Here is a 23,003-nt window from a genome sequence, read left to right as displayed (position 1 = left end):
TATGAAAAGATTTATATATTTAATTGCAATTCTATTTGCCTCAATATTTTCCGGCTGCAAAGCTGATTTAGAAGAATTGGAAGATTTTACAAAGAACAATTATTCTTTATTGAATCAAGACAGCGTTCAAGTTCGGTTTCCAAAAATAATTAAAGGTAAAATAGCAGTAATCGGTTACATTTTTACAAATTGCGTTGATGTTTGTCCCTTAACCACAAATAACATGCGTTTAATTCAAGAAAATTTGATTAAACAAGAAATTAAAAATGTGGAATTCGTCTCAATAAGTTTTGATCCGGAAGAAGACAAACCCTCCGTCTTAAATAGGTTTGCAAAAGTTAGAGATTTAAATTTAGAGAATTGGAATTTTTTAACGAGTTCAAAAGAAACTATTGATTCATTGATGAAAGATGTTGGAATGGTAATTATAAAATCGGATTCAACGGTTTATGAAAACGGAATGAAAAAATATTATTATGTTCATACGGATAGAATTCAATTGATCGATCAAAATGGAATTTTAAGAAAAAATTATAATGGAAGTAAAATAAGTATCGATGAGATTATTCAAGATATAAAAACTTTATCCGGTTTATAACAAATAAATAATTTATTAGAGTTCCGCACTTAGTGAAAATTTTATCAATCTGTTCAGCACATTTCCGTTCGGCATAAACTTAACTTCTTCATCCAATAAATTTTCCAAACCGATTATAAAATGAAGATTTTCAATAAAGTAAAACTTATATAGTTCTAAACGGTAATAAAAATTAATTGTAGAGAAATTATCAATTATTCCTAAATCATTATTTGAAAGGTCAAAATTTTTCCATCTTGTCTTTGATTGATAAATCCAATTCAGCTCAAAAAATCCAAGAATAGGTAAGTTATAATTAATTTCTAACTTTGATTTATGTCTTGGAAAATAACCGGCTCCGGAATTTTCGGTAAATTTATATTCGCAAGTAAAATTAATATTCTCTGATAAGTTAAAATTTAAACTATTATAGACACTAAATGCGCTTTTGTTTTCGCCGTTTAAGTAAAAACCGTTTGTTACAAATTCATTTGTGAAATAATCTCTAAAGTTTGCTGTGCTTTTCATTTCAATTGGATTTTTGACAATTTCGTAAATTGGAACTATTTCAAAATTGACATTATCGGTAAATCTGCTTAAATAAGTTATTCCAAAATTCATCCTTCTTTCATAATCCAAATTATCGTTTGATTTAATTTGAGAAATCATATTTAATTGGTTTTCGGAGTTTGTAAATTCTCTAATATAATTTCCGTAGAGCTCAATTTCGTTTGGATAATTTACAAATGAAGAGTGAAATAAATTTATTTCATTATTTTCGTTAAACTTATAATTAAAATTAAAACTATAGTTTAAAGATGATTTTATATAATGTTTATTAAAACCAATCCGCAGTAAGGAATTTATTTTATCATTAATAAAATATTTATAACCGATTCCCGCATTCAAATTAATTTTATTTATTTCCTTATTTAAATAGTATTTAAAAATATTATTTGAATTAGTTTTAACATTTTCCGTTGAAATATTATTAATTTCCGTATTTACAAATAATAAATTTTTATCATAACTCTTTCTCCAATCAGCAAATATTGAAAAATCATTTTCTAATACACCTATTTCCTTTTCCGTTTCAGTATTATTGAAATATACAATCTGCCCGTCTTTTTTAATTTTGAAAGAAAAATTTTCTATTAAATTATTAAACGAAATTTGCGCTCTGTGAAAGTAATTTTCAAAATGTAAAAAGGTATTTATAAATGGTGGAATGTCCCATCCATAATAACTAATAAAATTAAATTTAAATTCGATGTTCTTTGTTTCACTTATTTGATAATTTAACTCGGTCCCGGCTAAAAACTGCTTGTTTTGTTTTCCAAAATAGTATTTACTTTTATTAAACATGATTTGATCATTAATTGAACCTGTAGAAAAATATCCGAAATATCCCGCTGAAATTCTATATTGAATTTTATCAAAAGAATTAGACAGACTAAAAACCGCAGATGGCACTATTTTATTTTTATTAACATGAGCAATATCGGGTCGTGTAAAAATATAAATCAACGGATCGCCGGTTTCACCGCCCAAAAAACTTCTAAATTTAATTTCCAAACTGTCGGATATCTTTCGACTTGTAATTTTAATTGAATTAACTTCAGAAAAATTTTGTGCAATTATTTCATTTGTTAAAATATCGATAGGTAAAAAATCCAACGAACTGTAACCAAGCAGAGAAATATTTATTGGAAGATCGTTTAAGATTATTTTAGTATTAAGCGAACTCCAGTTATCCAAAACCGAAAATGAAGGATTTGCGGAAAATCTGTTTGCTCCATAATTATTGTAGTTAATACCGGAATTAAAATAATTTGAATTTCTTAGAGAAAATTCGTCAAGATAGTATTTTTTACTGACTTCATTATTTTGTGCTAAGACATTATTCGTACAAATTAAATATAAAATGAATAAGAATATATATTTGAAAAACGCTTTCATAAAATAAAGACCGAAAGACTAATTGAAATTATTTTAATTGCGGTCGGTTTGGTAAAAATTGACTGATACCTTAAGTTAATTTCCAATGGAATTTCGTTAATAAAAGTCGAACCGATTCCGGTTCCGATAAATACACCAAATTCAGATTCACTGGAATTATCTTCAAGTTGGTGTTCACCTTGTTCTTCAAATTCAAACGAATTGCTTTGAATACCGCCGGAAAATAGAATTGAAACATTTTTTGCTAAATCAGAAGAGTATTTTATTCCGCCAATTAATCCTAGATAAACTATTTCCGGAAGATTTGCTTTCTTCGGGTTAAATTTTGAGATTAATCCTTCTGCTATAACTGAAACATTACTATGAATTTTATAATTAATTACTCCGCCTATTGCAGGCGAATTTTCCCAATTACTTCCTAAATCTTCAGTAAACATTAGGTAAGAAACGCTTGGTCCAAATGAAATATTTTCCCAAACAATCTCTTGAGAAAATGATATACCATTATAAATAAATATTAAAATTATCTGCAGAAAAATTATTTTACAATATAGATTCATTTTCATTTTTAAAAATAGTTAACAATAATGATTTAGAATAAATAAAATTTTATTTAGTATTTTTGTTACATTCACATAAATTTTCACTAACAAAAAAATAAAAAACAATAATATAAATTTATACAGTTTACATTTTGATCAACCTTTTTGAAATAGAAAATTATATTAAAAATTATTATGATAATAATTGCCAAAAGGAAATTGTTTATCACAATATAAATCATGTCGTTGATGTTGTAAATGCCGTAAGACAAATTTCACTGTATTCTCATCTATCTCAATCCGATTCAAATTTGGTAATTGCCGCAGCGTGGTTTCATGATATTGGTCATCTAAAAATCTGGGAAGATCATGAAGAATTAAGTGCGAATTTTGCATTGGAATATTTTAGGTCCCGTAAAGTTCCAGACTCAGAAATAGATGTAATTATAAAATGTATTAAAGTTACGGCACTCCCTCACACACCCATGAATTTTTTAGAACAAATTATTTGCGATGCAGATATCAGTCATGTTGGCTCCGAACTTTTCTTTGAGAAAAGTAATTTGCTTAGAATGGAAATTGAAATTAGAAAGGACAAAAGATATACTGACGATGAGTGGTTAAAGAAAAACATCGATTTTGTAAATGACTCGAAATTTTTTACAGATTACGCAAATAAGTTTTATGAACCGATAAAAAAAACAAATCTTGAAATACTTTACGAAAGCTATAAAACATTTTCAAAAAAATAATTACGGGTTAATATTTTGAAATCACTTTACTTAATGCGACACGCAAAATCAAGCTGGGAAAATGGGCATATTCCAGATTTTGATAGACCTTTAAATGACAGAGGCTTGAAAAATGCACCGTTTATGGGAAGTGTTATTTCAAAATTAATAAAAACTCCTCAAATCGTTATTTCAAGTCCGGCAAAACGCGCAATAACAACGGCAGAAATTATCAGCGAATTTCTACATTTTGATCCAAAAAAAATAATTCAAGACGAAAGAATATATCACGCGGTCGTTTCCGATATAATGAGAATTATCTATTCAATAAATGATGACATTGACTCAATAATGCTGTTCGGACATAATCCCACATTTACTTTGCTATCTAATTACTTATCTGATAAACATATTGAAAATCTGCCGACGAGCGGATTTGTACATATAGACTTTAATTTGAATTCGTGGAAGGAAATAGAAGGAAACACCGGCAAATTGATTTTATTCGAATACCCCAAAAAGTATTTAAATAATTAATTTGAAATTTTCCAGTTTGTGTAAGATCTGAACTTTACATTATCCCAATATTATTTTAACATTTTACTTTTGTAAAAACATTTTCATTTACTAAATTGAAATTATAATATATCAGCTAATTTAAAATAATGACCGAAAGTTTAATAGTAATTGTTTGTCTTGGTTTATTTGCCGGATTCTTTTTTTCGGTTCCAATTGCTGGACCAATAAGTATTTTAATTACCTCAAATGCGTTAAAGGGCAATATCAGATACTGTTTAAGATTAGCTTTGGGCGGCGCAATTATTGAGATGATATATGTATTTATTGCTGTTTTCGGATTAACATCCATTTACAATTTATATCAGGAAGCAATCCCAGTAATTCTAATTGTCGGTTCCACTTTTTTAATTTATGTAGCAATAAAAATTATAAGAACGAAGCTGCAAATTGACAGTTTAAACAAAACAGCTGAAAATGAAAAATTAGATAACAGCGGAGGATTTAGAACCGGTTTACTTATAAATTTAACAAATCCTTCATTGTTTTTAGGTTGGTTCACTTCTTCTTTTCTACTTTTATCCTTTGCATCTTCAATTGGATTAAATACAGGTGGTTTGGATATTTTATTATATGATAATGTAATTTCTATTGAAGAAATAACAGGCGAAAAAATAGAAAGTTTAGAAAATTATGATTTTTTGCCGAACGGAAATACCGCAATTATTAAAAGAAAATCTTTACCGACGTTAGTTTTAAGTTTTACATACGCTTTAATGGTTGGCGTTGGCAGTTATTTATGGTTTTTCCTCCTTTCAAAGTTTTTGATAAAATATAAAGAAAAAATAAGTATTACTTGGCTTAATAAATTTATTATGCTACTTGGTTTCTTTTTGTTGGGAATTTCGTTCTATTTAATTTACCAAGGTTTTTCCCTTTTATAAAATGAATTATTTTTTTATAATTGATTCCAAGTTTTTGGATTTTGGTAAAAATAATCTTCTTTTTGTTGTATATAATTTATTTATATTCAAATTTTGATACAATTATTTAACAATTGTGATATAAAACACGAAATAAATTTATAAGTAATACTAAAATTCCTTTTAAATTTTTGGTTATAATATAAATATTATAGTCAAATACCGAAATTGGGACTTTTAACCTTAATTCTCTTCAGATAATGAAATTTTAAGCCTGATTTTAAAAATGTTTTAATTTTTTTTTCATAAATAAAAATGGGGATGTTATGATTCATCAACCAAAATTAGCACCAATAATCTTTGCCTTAATTACATTTATTTTTTCTTTACAATTATTTGGACAGACAACTGTTGTTAATGATCCATTAAATGGGTCAACAGTCGGAGAAAAAGTAGGTGGCTCTTTTTCATCTGAAGGTTACAAGCCTGGTAAAGGAGAAAATCACATTTTATATAAATTACCACAAATAACCAATGGGTATGTTGAATTTGAAGTTAAAGGTTTTCATCCTTCAAATATGCCGTCGGACGAAGATCATGCTTTTGTTATTTTATATGATGGACGAGGAATTTCTGAGCCTGTAAAATATTTTAATGACTTTAAGTATAATTACTTCAGATGGAATTTTCATTGGAGAGGAAATAAAAGTGCTTTCAAAGCGGTAATTACATGCGCTAATCCAACTACTGCTAGACTTAATTCAACATATGCTGTATTCCCAGGTGGAGGTGATCAAAGAGATTGGTTTTCCGAACCAACTGGAAGTGGTTGGAGTTGGAATGCATCTACTTGGTATAAAATGAAAATAGAATGGAATAATAAAAGATTCTCAGCATCAGTTAATGGAACCGTTGTTTGGAGTACAAGCGGTCCAAATGATTATGCCCCAAAAGATTTAAGAATATGGCTTGGCAGCGGTCCTGATAAATATAATAGTGATGTAAGCGATCAAGTGTTTAGAAATTTTAAAGTTGTTAGTTATGGCGGAACTGTAACTCCAACCAATAGTTTATCACTAAGTCCTTCATCACAGAATGTCGGATCTACAGCTGGTAGTACAAATCTAACGGTTTCTTCAAATGTAAGTTGGAGTGCTTCTTCAAATGCAAGCTGGTTAAGTGTTACACCAACTTCCGGAAGTAATAATAATACACTTACTGCAAACTTTGGTGTAAATTCAAGTTCAAGTTCAAGAACCGCAACAGTAACAGTAACTGGTGGTGGTATAACAAGAACTGCAACAATTACTCAAGCAGGAACATCCAGCACTACAAATACACTTGCAGTAACACCAGCTTCACAAAGTGTTGGCTCAAGTTCCGGTACGACAAATTTTTCAATTGCCTCAAACGTTAGTTGGGCAGTTAGTGATAACGCTAGCTGGTTAAATGTTTCACCAACTTCAGGAAGCAATAACAGTTCTCTTAATGTTACATTCGATCAAAATACTTCTACTAGTTCTAGAACAGCTACAATTACAACAGTTGGGGGAGGTATTACTCGAACTGTTTCTGTAACTCAAGCCGGAACTTCTACTAATGGTGGAGGTAACTTTATCACTGTACCGGAAATTCTTAACCTTCCAAATTCATATGGTCAAGTAACTGTTAATGTTCAATCTAATGTAAGTTGGAAAGTATCCGACAATACAGGAACTCCGGGATGGTTAAGCAAAACGCCAAAAACCGGTACCGGTAATGGTCAAGTTATTGTAACTTATCAAGCAAATTCTACAGGTTCTTCTCGTGAAGGTTCATTAATTTTTGTCGGTGGCGGTTTAACAAAAGTTATTCGTGTTATTCAAGGAGGTTCAGGAAATTCAAATACACTTGCAGTAACACCAGCTTCACAAAGTGTTGGCTCAAGTTCCGGTACGACAAATTTTTCAATTGCCTCAAATGTTAGTTGGGCAGTGAGTGATAACGCTAGCTGGTTAAATGTTTCACCAACTTCAGGAAGTAATAACAGTTCTCTTAATGTTTCATTTGACCAAAATACATCTACTAGTTCCAGAACAGCTACAATTACAACGGTTGGGGGAGGTATTACTCGAACTGTTTCTGTAACTCAAGCCGGAACTTCTACTAATGGTGGAGGTAACTTTATCACTGTACCGGAAATTCTTAACCTTCCAAATTCATATGGTCAAATTACTGTTAACGTTCAATCTAATGTAAGTTGGAAAGTTTCCGACAATACTGGAACTCCGGGATGGTTAAGCAAAACACCAAAAACCGGTACCGGTAATGGTCAAGTTATTGTAACTTATCAAGCAAATTCTACAGGTTCTTCTCGTGAAGGTTCATTAATTTTTGTCGGTGGTGGTTTAACAAAAATTATTCGTGTTATTCAAGGTAATACAGGTGGTTCAAATGTAAGTGGAGATTATTTAACAGTACCTGAGACTTTAAATTTATCAGCTAAAAGTGGAAACATTATAATTGATGTTAAATCAAATATAAATTGGATTGTTTCTGATAATACTGGAACTCCTGGATGGCTAAGTAAAAAACCAAAAACAGGAATCGGAGATGGTAAAGTTACTCTTATCTATCAAGAAAATTTAACTGGGCAATCAAGAACTGGTTCGCTAATCTTCAGAAATATTAACAATGATACTATTAAAACAATTAAAATTACTCAATCGGCTAATGGTGCTTTATCTAAAGCAAATAATAGTGATGTAAATGAAATGAATGCTGAGAATGTTGAAATAGTTGAAATTCCAACAGAATATTCATTAGGAAATTATCCTAATCCGTTTAATCCTACAACAACTATTCAATTTTCGTTGCCAAAAGCTGGAAATACTGAATTGACTGTTTATAATTCATTAGGACAAGTTGTTAAAACATTAGTTTCTGAATATAAATCTGAGGGGACCTATAGTTTATTATTTAATGCCTCAGAGTTATCCTCTGGAATTTATTTCTATACTTTAAGATCAGGTAATTTTATTAAAACTAGTAAAATGATGCTTCTTGAGTAAGATTTTATTTTATTGCATAAAAAAAGCCTGCGAATTGCAGGCTTTTTTATTTTAAATAAGTTTATATCTGTAAATTTTAGTTTAGGTCAATTATTTTACTCATAATGGATAAATGGTTCCTATGCTTAACTACTAAATAATATTTATTAGGTGCTACACCATCAAAACTAATAGATCCGTTACTATTAAAATCAATTAATAAACCATTTTCATTTATCAATGCTGCCCTTTTTTTAACTACTATATTATAATTATTAATATTTCTTAATTCTACTAGTACCCAGTCAACAATTTTATTACTAAGAATAAATTCTCTTGTAATTGCTTCACTACCGTTATAGTTAAAAATTGAATTATTAAAAGGTTGTGTTAGAGGTAATTGAGATTCTAAATTAATGTCCAATTTATTATTGTTATAAACTCCTTCTAAAAACACTTTTACTTTTAATGAAATAGGAATTTGAATTATTCTATTAGTATTTGAAATAAATTCAAAAGTAGAATGATTATTATTTAAGAACACAACTTTTACTTTAACTTGATCTCTATTACCGCATCCAAAATGCAATACCGGCTCGTCTTGAGATAAATAACCTTGACTGCCATGGGCTTGTCTATAACTTAATAACGTATCTCCCGTTACCGAATACAAATATACCTTTGTTCCAAACGCTCCGATCTGTCCGTCTGCGCTCTTTAATTGTATCTTCAAATATTTGTTGTTGCCGCTGTATTCATTCCTATACAATCTATTATATAAATTCTTTACTCCTACCGCAAAATCTACATCTCCATCTAAATCTATATCCGCAAATGATACACATCTTAAATCAGTAACATTCGGATCCGATGACGCAAATCCCGTTGTATATGATGTTGTCGTAAATGTTAAATTGCCATTGTTCAAATGTACTTTACCAGCTAATGGATCTATTAAATCCCAATCTCCATCATTATCCAGATCCGCAATTCCTCGCATAAATCTAAATCCGCTCGGTACATTCGCAACTTCTGTAAATGTTTTATCATGATCATTTAAGAATATTTTTTTCCCGCTCACTACATCTAACCATCCGTCATTATTCATATCCCAAAATGTTACTCCATCCACACTGCCTAGCCCATCTGCAGAAATAACCAAATTCAATCCCGTATTCTGTAATTTCACAAACTGTCCATTCACATTCTCCATTATCACTACATTTCTTCCATCCGTATTGCTTTCAAATACTGCCAAAGCTAAATCCATATCACCGTCATTGTCTATATCTCCATCACAAACACCTTGATCTCCTACCGGGCCGGTCAATCCGTTATTTATACGCGTGAATGTGAAATTACCGTTGTTCATATAAAACTCATTTGGCTGGTTCTGAGTTCTTGCCGTGAAATTATTCCCAAATAAATCCAAATCTCCGTCATTATCAAAATCAAACGCTGTCACTCCTCTTGTGCCTAATGCTATATCCTCTATTCCGCTTGTCGCAAACATATCTTCAAAATATCCCGGCTGATTATTCTTATTCCTATAGGGTATATTTCTACTGTATGATCCGTTCCATCCGTCAAAATCTCCATCATTATCCAAATCTGCCCATACCCACCCGTGACTTCCTTTCGTTGTCGCGTTCTCTATCGCATTATCTATTCCCTTCTCTGCCGCTTTCTCGGTTAAAACTCCTCCGTTGTTCTCAAAAAACTGATCCGCCATTGGACTTGTAGCATTCATTGTTATATATAAGTCCGGGTCTCCGTCTCCATCACTGTCTCCCCAATATATCCCATGCCCGCCGTATTCTCCATTATTTGCATGATCTCCTTGTAAATTTGTACCCGTTATATCCGAGATTGGTGCTACTCCATATTCTATCAATCCCGCATTATAATTCTGGGCTACTTCTTCTGCGCTTAATGATTTACTGTATACCGCTATTTTATAGTACTTCCCTAACCAATAAAATCCATTTATCGCATCCCCGCTCAAATACAAATAAAAACTATTATCCCATGTCGAAAAATCTCCCGGAACCGGGTCTTCTTGATTATACTTCTCCGGTGATAATAGCTTATTATCCATATACAATCTTTCTTGTCCATCTGAACTTCTTGTAAAGATAAAATGTCTCAGCTTTACCGGATAATTATAAAACTTCCATTCTATTCCATTTGCGTCGCTCGTTGATGAATCTCTGCAGTGAAATCCGAAATCATTTGTTTTCTGCCATAATTTAATATTTGCTGCGTGATAATCCGTATTTGTCATTGTCATCATTCTTGCTACTACATTATGCTGAACAGTATCTGTTGGTATAAACCATATCTCAAACGTTAGTTCATTACTGCTCTTGCACGCATTTATTATCTTTGTTGCTGCTGCCAATGATTTTATTTTAGCTTCGCCTTTTGTCTGTAAATAATTGCTTCCCCACGTTACATTGGCTGTTGAGCTTATCTTCAAGTTAAAAGGGCTACCTACTCCGGATACATCTGTTATTGTACTGCCGCTTCCTTCATTAAACTTATAAAGTACCTGTAATCCGTCTGTTACTCTGTTTTGCGCATAACTGCTTAGGCTCACTAATATCATCAGAAGCAACTCTTTTATTTGTGCTTTTTTCATAAAAATATTTTTTTTGTTGCAAAAAAAAAGCAATATATATTTGTATCATTACCCAATATATATTGCTTTAAAGACTTGTGTGGAAAATATTATTTAATTAATAACATTTTTTTCGTTGCTTTAAAATTATCAGCATCAATAGTGTAAAAATACATCCCACTTGGTAAATTTGATGCATTAAAAGAAATTCTATACAATCCTTCCTCAAGAGTTTCATTCAGCAAAAGTGAAACTTCTTTTCCTAAAACGTTATGAATTTTAATAATTACATTAGATCGTTTAGGTAAGCCAAATTGAATATTTGTTGAGGGATTAAAAGGGTTTGGATAATTTTGTGATAAAACAAATTCAGTTGGAATTATATTTGATTCTCTAATAGCTGTATTGATACTAAAATTTGCAACAATAACCTTGGAAGCATTGAGAACAAGAGAATAAAGTGTATCAACCGATAAAATCGTCGAATTTTCTGTCCAATTATCAAATTTCCAGCCTTCAGAAGAAATAGCTTCCAACTTAATACTTGAGCCTTGTCCAAATGTACCAGCACCATTAACTGTACCAGAATTAGCTGGATTTATCTGAACATCAATTGTTACAGGAGGTGCTGCCGCTTGAATAATTTTTACAGTATCTGACAATTCATCATTAGTAATTATTAAATCGGCTACTCTTGAAGTGGTATCTGTATTTCTGGTGTATTGTGCGGAAACTACTGCATTTCCTGAACTATCAATTACTGAAGTTTTTATCCAATCACTTTGGTTAATTATAGACCAGTTTACGTTTGATTCAACACTAAAATTAACTGAACCAGAATTCCTCGAGACATTCCATGAACTTGGAAATGCGCTAAGGTAAAAATTACTAGAACCCTGTTTTATAGTAATTGACTTGGAAATTGAGTCATTATGAACAGCAATTGAAGTTTCTCTTGCTTCTTTATTATTATTTTTTGAACAGGTAATTAATAAAGAAACATTTCCGCTACTATCTGATGTCGATAAAGTTACCCAATCAACATTTTTATCAACAACCCAATTTACATTTGATGTAATTTCTGAAACAACTTGCCCACCAGAATAATCAACATTGTGAGTATCTGGGTCAACATTTATGTACGGATAGATACCATTTTGAACCACAAAAATGTTTTTTGTAATTCCTCCACCTGAAACGGTAATAAATCCGCTTCGTTTTGAAAAGCTTTGATTTTCTAAAAAATCAACAAGAACTGTTGCATTATTTGTCCCGGATACTGGAGTTACAGAAATCCAATCTAAACTCTCACTTATAGTCCAACTAATATTTGATGTTATCTGAAAACTTAAAGTATCAACTAAAGATATTGTTTCTAAAGTGTCCTTTGAAACAGTTAAATAATCGGTAGCAGTTGAACCGCTTTGAGTTACAGTTGCAGTTCTTGTAAATCCGCCTCCAGTTAATGTCAATGTAGCGGTTCTACTAGATGTACTTGTATTTTGTTGATATGTTGCTGTGACAGACGCATTATTTGAACCGGAAGAGGGTGCCAGCGTTATCCAAGTTGCATTATCACTAATATTCCATGAAACATTTGAGGTAACATTAAATGATGCAGATCCTGCACTTGAGGAAACAGATTTAGAAGTTGGTGAAATGTTCAAATAATTAGTACTACCCCCACCTAAGTCAACAAGTTTAAAGTTTCTATAAGTTACATTTACATCTGCATTATATTTATCAGGTCCGCTTCCCAACCAAATTCTTAAATCTTGAGGGACATAATCATATGGTCCAGAAGTTGTCCAAACAACTGTTCCATTAACTGATGCAGTAAATGTTTTATTATTCCATTCAATTTTCATTTTATACCAGGTACTTGTATTCCAAGTTATTCCGGTACCAGTCGGTTCAGAAAACCAATCTCTTAAATCACCACCGCCCGGATATACTGCATACGTTGAGTTAATTCTTTCTGCTGTCGGTGCCGCACATGTTACAACACATTTGAATGCATTTTTATTTTGTCTCCAATGGAAATTCCATCTAAAATAATTATACTTAAAGTCATTAAAATACGCAACGGGTTCACTAATACCTCGACCATCATATAATATTGCAAATGCATGATCTTCATCAACCGGTAAAGAGGCTGGGTTAAATCCTTTTACTTCAAATTCAATATATCCATTAACTATTGTATTGGGATTTATATCATAAAGAATATGATTATTTCCAATACCCGGCTGATATCCTTCAGAATTAAATGAACCGCCATATTTGGTGCCAACGGTTGAACCTTGTAATGGATCATTAATTACTTGAGAAAAAACATTTCCACTGAATAATGCAAAAACTAATAAATATCCGAAAATATTTAGTTTTATTTTCATATATCCTCATAAATTGACTTGTCTTAAAAATTAAATGGTCTATTAAAAAACTTAATAGACCATTTATGAATTTTTATTTAATTAATACAAATTTCTTCGTTTCAACAAATGAACCGGCAATCATTTTATAAAAATAGATACCGCTTGAATATTTACTTCCATCAAATTCCAAATTATAATAGCCAGCTTCTTTATAACCATTTTCAAGAATCTTAACTTCATTACCAAGCATATCATAAACTACAATTTTCAATTTTGTTGATTGTGGAATTTGATAACTAATTTTGGTTACAGGATTAAACGGATTGGGATAATTTTGTGATAACTCAAATTTAGTAGGTAAAACATTATTATTTACTATATCAGTAATTAGTAAATTAACTTCACTGCTAAATTCACTATTGTTTTCATGAATATCAACTGCAGATATTTTGTAATAATAATGTTTATCAATATCCACATTTACATCAACATAAAATGTATCGGTCGTACTGTATGTAAATGTATCCATTGTGTCAGGATCAAAATTTGATACCATTGAACGATAAATTTGATATTTTTCTACATCACCTTCCAAATTTTTATTCCAACTTAAACTTGCCGTACTTTCGTCGGTCAAAACAATTTTAAGACCTGTTGGCGCTTCAGGTGCAATAGTGTCGGCAATTGAAACCGCAAGAATTTCACTGTAATCACTTTTATTTCCGGCGGTATCAACGGCAGCAATACTATAATAATAATTATTTCCGTAAACAACATTAGTATCAGTGAAAACAGTATCTAAAACTGCATATGTAAATGTTGCCATTGTATCCGGATCGAAATTGGCCGTAGTTGACCTATAAATATTATACTTCTCAACATCGCCTTCAAGATTTTTATTCCAGCTTAATTCAACTTTGTCTAAAAATCCATTTAAAATAAAATTCGTCGGTTTAGATGGAGCAACCAAGTCAGGATAAAAATCAGTAATACTAACATTTCTATTAGTATTTGAAATAAATTCAAAAGTAGAATGATTATTATTTAAGAACACAACTTTTACTTTAACTTGATCTCTATTGCCGCATCCAAAATGCAATACCGGCTCGTCTTGAGATAAATAACCTTGACTGCCATGGGCTTGTCTATAACTTAATAACGTATCTCCCGTTACCGAATACAAATATACCTTTGTTCCAAACGCTCCGATCTGTCCGTCTGCGCTCTTTAATTGTATCTTCAAATATTTGTTGTTGCCGCTGTATTCATTCCTATACAATCTATTATATAAATTCTTTACTCCTACCGCAAAATCTACATCTCCATCTAAATCTATATCCGCAAATGATACACATCTTAAATCAGTAACATTCGGATCCGATGACGCAAATCCCGTTGTATATGATGTTGTCGTAAATGTTAAATTGCCATTGTTCAAATGTACTTTACCAGCTAATGGATCTATTAAATCCCAATCTCCATCATTATCCAGATCCGCAATTCCTCGCATAAATCTAAATCCGCTCGGTACATTCGCAACTTCTGTAAATGTTTTATCATGATCATTTAAGAATATTTTTTTCCCGCTCACTACATCTAACCATCCGTCATTATTCATATCCCAAAATGTTACTCCATCCACACTGCCTAGCCCATCTGCAGAAATAACCAAATTCAATCCCGTATTCTGTAATTTCACAAACTGTCCATTCACATTCTCCATTATCACTACATTTCTTCCATCCGTATTGCTTTCAAATACTGCCAAAGCTAAATCCATATCACCGTCATTGTCTATATCTCCATCACAAACACCTTGATCTCCTACCGGGCCGGTCAATCCGTTATTTATACGCGTAAATGTGAAATTACCGTTGTTCATATAAAACTCATTTGGCTGGTTCTGAGTTCTTGCCGTGAAATTATTCCCAAATAAATCCAAATCTCCGTCATTATCAAAATCAAACGCTGTCACTCCTCTTGTGCCTAATGCTATATCCTCTATTCCGCTTGTCGCAAACATATCTTCAAAATATCCCGGCTGATTATTCTTATTCCTATAGGGTATATTTCTACTGTATGATCCGTTCCATCCGTCAAAATCTCCATCATTATCCAAATCTGCCCATACCCACCCATGACTTCCTTTCGTTGTCGCGTTCTCTATCGCATTATCTATTCCCTTCTCTGCCGCTTTCTCTGTAAACACTCCTCCGTTATTCTCAAAAAACTGATCTGCCATTGGTGTTGTCGCGTTCATTGTTATATATAAGTCCGGATCTCCGTCTCCATCACTGTCTCCCCAATATATCCCATGCCCGCCGTATTCTCCATTATTTGCATGATCTCCTAACAAATTCGTTGATGTTATATCTGTTATTGGTGCTACTCCATATTCTATCAACCCCGCATTATAATTCTGGGCTACTTCTTCTGCGCTTAATGATTTACTGTATACCGCTATTTTATAGTACTTCCCTAACCAATAAAATCCATTTATCGCATCCCCGCTCAAATACAAATAAAAACTATTATCCCATGTCGAAAAATCTCCCGGAACCGGGTCTTCTTGATTATACTTCTCCGGTGATAATAGCTTATTATCCATATACAATCTTTCTTGTCCATCTGAACTTCTTGTAAAGATAAAATGTCTCAGCTTTACCGGATAATTATAAAACTTCCATTCTATTCCATTTGCGTCGCTCGTTGATGAATCTCTGCAGTGAAATCCGAAATCATTTGTTTTCTGCCATAATTTAATATTTGCTGCGTGATAATCCGTATTTGTCATTGTCATCATTCTTGCTACTACATTATGCTGAACAGTATCTGTTGGTATAAACCATATCTCAAACGTTAGTTCATTACTGCTCTTGCACGCATTTATTATTTTGGTCGCTGTTGTTAATGATTTTATTTTTGCTTCACCTATTGTCTGTAGATAATTGCTTCCCCACGCTACATTGGCTATTGAGCTTATCTTCAAGTTAAAAGGGCTACCTACTCCGGATACATCTGTTATTGTACTGCCGCTCCCTTCATTAAACTTATAAAGTACCTGTAATCCGTCTGTTACTCTGTTTTGCGCATAACTGCTTAGGCTCACTAATATCATCAGAAGCAACTCTTTTATTTGTGCTTTTTTCATAATTTTCCTTTCAAATATTTAAATAATATAATTTGTTAAAACAATTTGTGACCCACCTCATGTTTCTATTCTTTATTATATATTTTAACATATTATTTATACATTCTCCTTCCCTATACACAAAATGCTCAACAAAGTTGAGCATTTTTTACAGTATGGATCTTAAATAAAAATCATTGAAAATTTATAATTTTTTATTTCAATAAAACTAATTTTTTACTTTGAACAAATTTCTGTCCATCTTCGCTTTCAGCATTTATTGAATAAATGTAGATACCTGCAGTCAGGTTTTTTGCATCAAATGTAATATTAAAAACTCCCGCTGAATAATTTTTATCTGTTAAGGTCATGATTTCTTGTCCAATAAGGTTATATATCTTCAATCTTACCTTTGAACTTTTAGGTAAATTAAAAGCTATATTCGTGGTTGGATTAAATGGATTAGGGTAATTTTGCAATAATCCAAATTCATCAGGTATTTCTTTTTGCGAATTAATGTCTGTCCATACATCAATAAATTCGGTATTACTATATTCTGATAAATATTCTTCATTAAAAGCATAAATTCTATAAATATAAGAAGTGCTGTCTAAGACTTTCTCGTCTAAATATGTATTTACATCCATATCAACAGTATCAATAATTGAAAATACAGAACCTACGTTTGAAGATCTTCTTTCAATAACAAAGCCTAATTCATTAAATGCATTGTCAGTCCATGTTAAAACAGGAACACCAAAAACAGGATCTAATTGCGCTTTTAAGCCTGATGGAGCTAAGACAAATGAAGCTTTACTTCTCAGCATAATAGAATTGCTATATCCTGATTCCAACAAACTATTAAATGCTTTAATTTTATACGAATAAATAACACCTTCCTGAACAGTGTTGTCGTTATAAGAAGCTGCATTGGCATTTGTAGTTGCTAATATTGAATATACTATAGGATCGCCAGTTCCTCTTTCAATAATATAACCGTCTTCGTTTGAAGATTTATCTTCCCAAATTAAAGAAATAACACCAACTTCATCTGCTTTACCTAGTAAGTTAACAGGTTTATTTAATAATGTTACAACAGAAGCTTCATTACTATAATCTGAAAATAATCCCGCAAATTCATTAGCTGCTCTAACTCTATAGATATAATTTTTTCCTTCGCCTACTGTTTCATCTAAAAAAGTATTCTGATTCTGATCGACTATAGTTAATAACTGCCAATTAATCGGACTGGCAAGCGTTCTTTCTATTTGGTAACCATCTTCATTGGTTGAGTTGTCTGTCCAACTAACATTAACTTTACCAACTTCACTTGTAGAAACAACTAATTCCGTAGGAGAATTAATATTTTCAAGTCCGTAAGGTCCCATATTATAATTATGCAAAATTTCTTCAGAGGTTAAACTTCTATTAAAAATTGCAAGATAGTTAAATGTTCCCAACCATGGTTTTGAATCTAAAACTTCATTTGCAATTGCCAATCTATAAGATGTATTCCAAGTTGAAAAATCTCCAGTACATGATTTTCTGGATTTTTCAACACCATTAACGAACAAAATTAATGTTTGATCTGTTCTAAATTCAATAACAACATGTGTTAAATCAGTTGTTGCGGAACCATCAGTAGATGCAGTTGTATTACTTGAAGATGTATTTGAACGAACAATTCCTTCAAAATCATCGCCATCTTGACCTATTAAAAAGTTTCTGTTCGATTGATCAATCGAGTAAGTTACTATTCTTGCTGACCCTGTTTGGGTGATATTTGCCGGTTTAATCCAAGCTTCAATAGTTAATCTATCTGTTGACGCACACATTGACTGTAATTTTGTTGCTGCAGACTGTGAAAGAATATTTGCTTCACTGTTTATTTGCAAACCATTAGTAGTCCATTCAACTGAATTAGGTGTATTAATTATTAAATTAACTGGAGTACCAACACCGGATACATCATTTACGGTATTACCAGAACCTTCTCTAAAAGTATATAATGCAATAACATCTGTTGTAATTCTTGAGTCGGGTGCAGAAACTGTAATTGTAGCTGGTGAACTTGTAGCTGAACCATCTGCGCTTGTTGCAACACATCTATAAACTGCTCCGTTATCAGCCAAGGAAACAGAAGGTGTTGTATAAGTAGAATTTGTTGCCCCGGAAATATTACTATTATTTTTTGTCCATTGATATGTCAAAGGTGCTGTTCCAATAGCTTTAGCGGTAAATGTCGCTGTTTGTCCGACATTTAAATTTTGTCCGCCAACTGGATTTTTAATAAATAATGGTAAATTATCTGACTCAACACCAAAATTATAATTTTGTAAAACTTCACTTTGATTAAATGCTTTACTATAAATTGCAACTAAATAATATGTGCCTTCCCAATAAAATCCATTTGCGACTTCACTAGCAAGATATAAATAGTAGGCATTATCCCAATTTGAGAAATTACCACTTATTGTTTCATTTACAACTCTAGTTCCATCAACATAAATCCCAACATTTCCGCTTGAGTTTCTGGTATATACAATATGAGTCAATTTTCTAATGTTAGCTGAACTAACAGATGCCGGTGAACCATTCAAATCCGTTGAAGTGGTTCTTAATTGTGAATAATAATCTGCCCCATACTGAATAATACCCAAATTTCTCTGGTGACTGTCGTTATTTGATAATGTCATTATTCTTGCGTATACATTTCTTTGTGTCATATCAGTAGGCAAAATCCAAGCTTCAAAAGTTATTTCATTTGAAGCTGTGCAAGCATTGTAAATTTTTGTAGCGGTATTATTAGATTTAATTCTTACTTCATTATTAACATTAAGACCATCTGGTGTCCAAACCACACTATTCACATTATTTATTGAAAGATTTAATGGTGTACCAACGCCGGAAACATCGGTAACGGTGGATCCTGTGCCATCTTTGAAGTTGTATAAAACCTGTAAATTTTCAGAAACTCTTTCATTTGGCAATGGACTATTATCAATTAAAGAAATATTATCTAAAACTAAAGAACCGGTACTGCCTAAATTCTAAAATTAATTGACTTCCTGGATCTGCATCTGAAAAATTTCAAATTATGCATTCCAACAATGATCTAATTCTACATATGAATTTACTATAGAAGTTTGAAATCCATTTACACCATAAATTACAAATTTATCCGAGCCTATATTATCTTCAATAACTTTATACGATAGTATTAACGATTTTCCAGTTTGTGACCCTTCGATCAAATTTTGGAAAATATAGGGATTACTCCAAACTAATGCATCAAGTGTGACTTGCCCATTCAATATTGTAGCACCTGCATTTGATTTTTGCCAACTATTATCTGCGTCGAAGGTTCCATTTGACAGCAATTCAACTTGTGCTAAGGATTTCCCAATAAAAACTGTAAAAAAGAACAACAATATTGTAAGTTTTTTCATTTACTTCTCTCCTAAAGAATTTATATATTATTTATTGCAAATATTATTCCAAATTATAATTTAAGTTATATTAACACAAATTTAATAAAATAATGTGTTAATTTGAGAATTTTCTCAAAATAATTCATTATAAGTTTATAATCGTAAATTCTAAATTAAAATTAAATGAATTTGGGCTATTGTTATAGAGATTAGAATTTTACGAAGAAGTGATAATTAATTTAACAAAATCATTTTTCTTGCAGATTTAAAATGCTTTGGTGATTCCAAACCTTCGGCTTCTAAAATATAAAAGTAAATACCCGAACTTAAACCTTGTCCTTTTAAAAGGATGCTATACTTACCGGTCTTTTTTTCTTCATCAAGTAAATCGAGTACTTTTTCACCAAGAATATTTGTTAAAAATAATTTAGTATGAGATGTTTGTGGAATAGAAAATTCTATTGTAGTCGAAGGATTAAAAGGATTGGGATAATTTTGTTTTAATTCAAATTCAATTGGTATTTCAGCTTCGTAAAGATTTATTCCAACTACATTAATTTGTAATTCATTTGAATAATTTGAAAATGAAACTTCTGAATAACCCATAACTCTATAGATATATGGAGAAAAATTTTTAGTAGCGTCATCAATATATTTAATTGTGTTAATGCCAACAGTATCAATAACATGAAATAATGAATCTGGGTGATTTGCTTTAGCTTCAATAATATAACCTAATTCATTTTCGGTATTATCTACCCAATTTAACTCAACGGCATTGCTTTCATTAATGAAACCTGTCAACTCTGTTGGACCAATCAACTCTGTTGAAAGTGATTTGAGGTTAGAATTTAAACTTTCTCCTAAAGAATTAAATGCGCTTACTGTGTATACGTAATTTTGACCATCAGTTATTGAATTATCAATATATGTCTGTTGGCTCGCTCCAAGTGTACTTACAATTTCAAATAATGAATTATTTCTTTTTCTTCTTACAATATAACCGTCTTCAATGTTTGAATTATCAATCCAATTTAATACAATTTTATTGCCGGAAATCAAAGAGCCGGCCAAGTTTGTAGGCGCAATAATATTTTTATTAATATTATCAACTCCTAAAGTGTAGTTATGATATATTTCCGTGCCACTAAGTGCACGATTATAAATTGATAAAAGAAAATAAGATCCTAACCAAGGTAAATCTTCATTAAGTTCATTGGCAATAGCAAATTTATATTCAGAATTCCAATTGGAAAAATCTCCTTCAATTTTTGTTTTTGAAATAAGATTGCCGTTAATGAATAATTTAACGGTATCATTATTATCAAAAGTAAATACAAGATGAGTGATTTTATCTAAACTTGATTGTAAACTGTTTGAAAGAAGTGAAAGTCCTTCATTATTTGTTTGACTTGTTCTTAATTTGAATTCATACTGATATTGATTTTGAATCAATGAAAAATTAAGATCATTTTTATTTTCAGAAAAAGATACAATTCTTGATAAATTTTGTGCGATATTATTTTTAGCATGCAGCCAAATTTCAAGAGTCATTTCATCAGCACTTACCAATGAATCAAATAATTTGGTTGCAGAATTCGGAGTGTTAATTTCTGAGTGACCATAATTATCAATATTCTTTGGCTGCCATAAAATACTGCTATTATTATTTATAATTAGGTTAAGAGAATCATTTGGAATAGCCACATCATGAATTTTTATACCGGAGCTTTCATTAAAATCATAATGTAAAATTTCTCCATATGTAACTCGCTTATTACTTTCCGTAACATATAATTTTGCTTTATCAGTTTCTACGGAACCTGCATTATTTGAAATAAGACATGAATAGTAATTACCACTTTCAGAGTGCTGAATATTATCAATAATCAAAGTCGAGTTTGTTTCTCCATTTATGTCTAAACCATTTTTTTTCCATTGATAGGAAATCGGTTGTGATCCTTCAATTATAACTTTAAACTGAACGCTATTCCCTTCAATTGCAGCAACTGTTTGCGGCTGTTTTGTAATTTTTATTGGATCTCCTAAATATCCTTTAATCGCATTAAACCAAGTATTCGCAATTTTTACATAACCTTTATCGTTCGGGTGTAATAAGTCATTCATATCACCGGGACTGCCATTTGGGTCGGGACTAATTGTGTAATCAAATCCCGAAATACTTTGCATATTTACAATTGTAATATTATCCGGATAAGCATCATTCAAAGGATTATTTATACGATCTAATGCCATTGTCTGAATATTATTATTTAAGGTAGTTACATAAGTTTGATTTGGGACTCTATCAATGATCCTTGCAAGAAATACTTTTACGCTTTTTCCGCTAGAAGATTCATAATCATCAATTTTATCTAAAATATTTTCAATATCAACAGCGCTTGTTCCACCGGCAACATCGTTTCCATTTGTCCCAATATGCAGTAAAATAATATCAGGTGAATAAGTATCTAAATACGGACCTTCAGTTAAAGTGTCTAATCTGCCATTTAATGAAAGATGAACTATTCCTGTCGCTAAAAGATTATTAAGCTCATTGTCATAAATTCCCGGAAATCCGGCATTTGCATCAAATCCTTCTTCTGGGAAATAATTGCTTCCGGCATGTTCACTACCAATAAATTCAAAATTATAGCCTGCATCTTTAAGTAAAAGATAGAGCGGATATCTATAACCAATTTTGTCCTCAACAGCTCTAGTATCATTTTTTCTATTATCAAAAGTAATTGAATTGCCTAAAGGAAGAATTTTTATTGGTTCGCCGGTTGATTTTTTAAGGAATGAGTACTTTCCTTCATTACTTAATTCGATATAATTATCAGAACTTGCATTTACATTTTGGTTGTTATAATCAGATACTTTTATTTTTATTTGTTTGGAAGATAAATATGGAACTTTCCAACTGAAATGACCTAATTCTGCATTTATATTTTCAGCAATTTTTATCCATTGCGCATTTAAATTAGTTGAATAATAAATATTAACTTTTTCTATTTTTTCGGAATTCCAAGTAATGCCGTATCTTTGTCCTTCAATTAATTTTTCATTTCCATTAGGAGAAATTAACTTAATTGATTGCGCAAATGATATATTGGCTAAAATAAAAAATAGGATGATATTAAAAAGGGATTTCATTAAAAAATATC

The 23,003-nt window shown here is 31.2% G+C and carries 13 protein-coding genes; 5 read left to right on the top strand and 8 right to left on the bottom strand.

Annotated elements, in window-relative coordinates; all coding sequences use genetic code 11:
- Position 1: 1 nt before the first annotated feature.
- Entirely contained in the window at positions 2-598 is a 597-nt protein-coding gene (locus IPK06_00870; protein MBK7978569.1) for an SCO family protein, read from the top strand.
- 15 nt (positions 599-613) lie between these two features.
- Here the strand turns inward: IPK06_00870 and IPK06_00865 are convergent, their stop codons facing one another.
- Both IPK06_00865 and IPK06_00860 read right to left on the bottom strand, forming a co-directional pair.
- On the bottom strand, positions 614-2,536 hold the full coding sequence (locus tag IPK06_00865) for a hypothetical protein (GenBank protein ID MBK7978568.1): 1,923 nt from the start codon (positions 2,534-2,536) through the stop codon (positions 614-616).
- Positions 2,533-3,102, bottom strand: a complete 570-nt coding sequence (locus IPK06_00860) for a hypothetical protein (GenBank protein MBK7978567.1) — start codon at positions 3,100-3,102, stop codon at positions 2,533-2,535. Before IPK06_00860 ends, IPK06_00865 begins: the two co-directional genes overlap by 4 nt.
- Positions 3,103-3,230: 128 nt before the next feature.
- On the opposite strand from IPK06_00860, the gene IPK06_00855 reads away from it, so the two are divergent.
- The 4 genes from IPK06_00855 to IPK06_00840 all read left to right on the top strand — a co-directional run bounded on the left by IPK06_00855 (position 3,231) and on the right by IPK06_00840 (position 8,298).
- Positions 3,231-3,830 (top strand): HD domain-containing protein, encoded by a 600-nt coding sequence (locus IPK06_00855; protein ID MBK7978566.1) that lies wholly within the window; start codon positions 3,231-3,233, stop codon positions 3,828-3,830.
- A gap of 15 nt (positions 3,831-3,845) precedes the next feature.
- Entirely contained in the window at positions 3,846-4,346 is a 501-nt protein-coding gene (locus IPK06_00850; GenBank protein ID MBK7978565.1) for a histidine phosphatase family protein, read from the top strand.
- Positions 4,347-4,474: 128 nt separating this feature from the next.
- A complete protein-coding gene (locus IPK06_00845; GenBank protein MBK7978564.1) occupies positions 4,475-5,269 on the top strand; it encodes a LysE family transporter in 795 nt (264 codons plus the stop codon).
- A 305-nt stretch (positions 5,270-5,574) separates the two neighbouring features.
- A complete protein-coding gene (locus tag IPK06_00840) occupies positions 5,575-8,298 on the top strand; it encodes a T9SS type A sorting domain-containing protein (GenBank protein ID MBK7978563.1) in 2,724 nt (907 codons plus the stop codon).
- Positions 8,299-8,374: 76 nt separating this feature from the next.
- Here IPK06_00840 and IPK06_00835 read toward each other — a convergent pair whose 3' ends face one another.
- From IPK06_00835 to IPK06_00810, 6 genes are all read right to left on the bottom strand, one after another.
- Complete coding sequence (locus tag IPK06_00835) at positions 8,375-10,918, bottom strand: CRTAC1 family protein (protein ID MBK7978562.1); 2,544 nt, start codon at positions 10,916-10,918, stop codon at positions 8,375-8,377.
- Positions 10,919-11,007: 89 nt separating this feature from the next.
- A complete protein-coding gene (locus IPK06_00830) occupies positions 11,008-13,293 on the bottom strand; it encodes a T9SS type A sorting domain-containing protein (GenBank protein MBK7978561.1) in 2,286 nt (761 codons plus the stop codon).
- A 73-nt stretch (positions 13,294-13,366) separates the two neighbouring features.
- On the bottom strand, positions 13,367-16,426 hold the full coding sequence (locus tag IPK06_00825) for a VCBS repeat-containing protein (protein ID MBK7978560.1): 3,060 nt from the start codon (positions 16,424-16,426) through the stop codon (positions 13,367-13,369).
- A gap of 194 nt (positions 16,427-16,620) precedes the next feature.
- A complete protein-coding gene (locus IPK06_00820; GenBank protein MBK7978559.1) occupies positions 16,621-19,395 on the bottom strand; it encodes a T9SS type A sorting domain-containing protein in 2,775 nt (924 codons plus the stop codon).
- 105 nt (positions 19,396-19,500) lie between these two features.
- Positions 19,501-19,854 carry a hypothetical protein gene (locus tag IPK06_00815; GenBank protein ID MBK7978558.1) on the bottom strand — a complete coding sequence of 118 codons (354 nt, stop codon included), beginning with the start codon at positions 19,852-19,854 and terminating at the stop codon, positions 19,501-19,503.
- 216 nt (positions 19,855-20,070) lie between these two features.
- Positions 20,071-22,992, bottom strand: a complete 2,922-nt coding sequence (locus tag IPK06_00810) for an immunoglobulin domain-containing protein (GenBank protein ID MBK7978557.1) — start codon at positions 22,990-22,992, stop codon at positions 20,071-20,073.
- Between the last annotated feature and the right edge of the window lie 11 nt (positions 22,993-23,003).

The sequence above is a fragment of the Ignavibacteriota bacterium genome, from assembly GCA_016713565.1.
Taxonomy (GTDB): Bacteria; Bacteroidota; Ignavibacteria; order Ignavibacteriales; family Melioribacteraceae.
Note: the sequence above shows the minus strand (reverse complement) of the source record. Positions and strands in the feature narration are given on the sequence as shown.

Bases quoted from the DNA above. Each gene is read 5' to 3' on its own strand.
- IPK06_00865 (MBK7978568.1), bottom strand. From the start codon at position 2,536: ATGAAAGCGTTTTTCAAATATATATTCTTATTCATTTTATATTTAATT.
- IPK06_00835 (MBK7978562.1), bottom strand. From the start codon at position 10,918: ATGAAAAAAGCACAAATAAAAGAGTTGCTTCTGATGATATTAGTGAGC.
- IPK06_00815 (MBK7978558.1), bottom strand. From the start codon at position 19,854: ATGAAAAAACTTACAATATTGTTGTTCTTTTTTACAGTTTTTATTGGG.
- IPK06_00825 (MBK7978560.1), bottom strand. From the start codon at position 16,426: ATGAAAAAAGCACAAATAAAAGAGTTGCTTCTGATGATATTAGTGAGC.
- IPK06_00840 (MBK7978563.1), top strand. From the start codon at position 5,575: ATGATTCATCAACCAAAATTAGCACCAATAATCTTTGCCTTAATTACA.
- IPK06_00845 (MBK7978564.1), top strand. From the start codon at position 4,475: ATGACCGAAAGTTTAATAGTAATTGTTTGTCTTGGTTTATTTGCCGGA.
- IPK06_00810 (MBK7978557.1), bottom strand. From the start codon at position 22,992: ATGAAATCCCTTTTTAATATCATCCTATTTTTTATTTTAGCCAATATA.
- IPK06_00860 (MBK7978567.1), bottom strand. From the start codon at position 3,102: ATGAAAATGAATCTATATTGTAAAATAATTTTTCTGCAGATAATTTTA.
- IPK06_00830 (MBK7978561.1), bottom strand. From the start codon at position 13,293: ATGAAAATAAAACTAAATATTTTCGGATATTTATTAGTTTTTGCATTA.
- IPK06_00870 (MBK7978569.1), top strand. From the start codon at position 2: ATGAAAAGATTTATATATTTAATTGCAATTCTATTTGCCTCAATATTT.